Here is a 787-nt window from a genome sequence, read left to right as displayed (position 1 = left end):
AGTGCCATTCAAGAGGGTGTGGATGTTTTAAAACAAAATCAAGGCAAGGCAGGCACCCCTGTCGTCAGCCAACCAATCTCAGGTGTTCAAGCACAAAGACAGATACGAAGTGGTCAAGCAAATATAGCTGGCTACACTATAGACAAAAATGGTAGGTTGCACAATAACCGTGGACAGTTTACTTCTGACCCAAATAATCCTAGGGTATCAACCAATCTAATCCGCCCAAACTTAAGAGCTGAATTAAGAAGGCAAGTTGATGCTAATTACATTAGACTACCAAATGGTGATTATGTACACAGAGACGGTACAGTGGTAAGAACACCTGTTCAATACGGCCATACCTATGGACGTGAACACAGACGGCTTGTTCTGGCAGCTGAGCAAACAGGTCTAACCCAAACTCAATTTAATGACTTTATTAATTCTCGTCCTGATTATTTCAGACTTGAAAACGCATCGGATAATATGGATCATCGCAATGAGAAACCTGGCAGCGATGATTTGAGTGAAATCATTAGACATATGAATCAATTTAAACGCAAAAGAGGTATTAGATAATGAGTTATGATATGAGCGGTGTGGAGATTTTAGATGCATTATGTTTAGGCAATATTACTCTTGCTGAAAATTTATTAAAACAACACCCACAACACAACTTACTCGCTGTCAATAGCGATAAAAAAAATTGGCTTCACAAAGTCACGGATTCTATGAATCCTGATGAGCCACCACCTGTCACCATCAGCTATCTTATCAACCAAGGCATCCCCATCAACGCCCAAGA

Annotated in this window: 1 protein-coding gene and 1 pseudogene; both read left to right on the top strand. The window is 40.4% G+C overall.

The features are described from left to right. Positions 1 to 561: GH-E family nuclease (locus HMPREF2573_RS05630; RefSeq protein ID WP_070472854.1), on the top strand; the 561-nt coding region annotated here is incomplete at its 5' end. Continuing rightward, positions 561 to 787 (top strand): annotated as a pseudogene (locus HMPREF2573_RS05625) (ankyrin repeat domain-containing protein); the annotation flags it as partial. The gene HMPREF2573_RS05630 and the pseudogene HMPREF2573_RS05625, both read left to right, overlap by 1 nt.

It is taken from the genome of Moraxella sp. HMSC061H09 (assembly GCF_001809255.1).
Taxonomy (GTDB): domain Bacteria; phylum Pseudomonadota; class Gammaproteobacteria; order Pseudomonadales; family Moraxellaceae; genus Moraxella; species Moraxella catarrhalis.
This window is presented reverse-complemented; position numbering and strand designations above follow the sequence as displayed.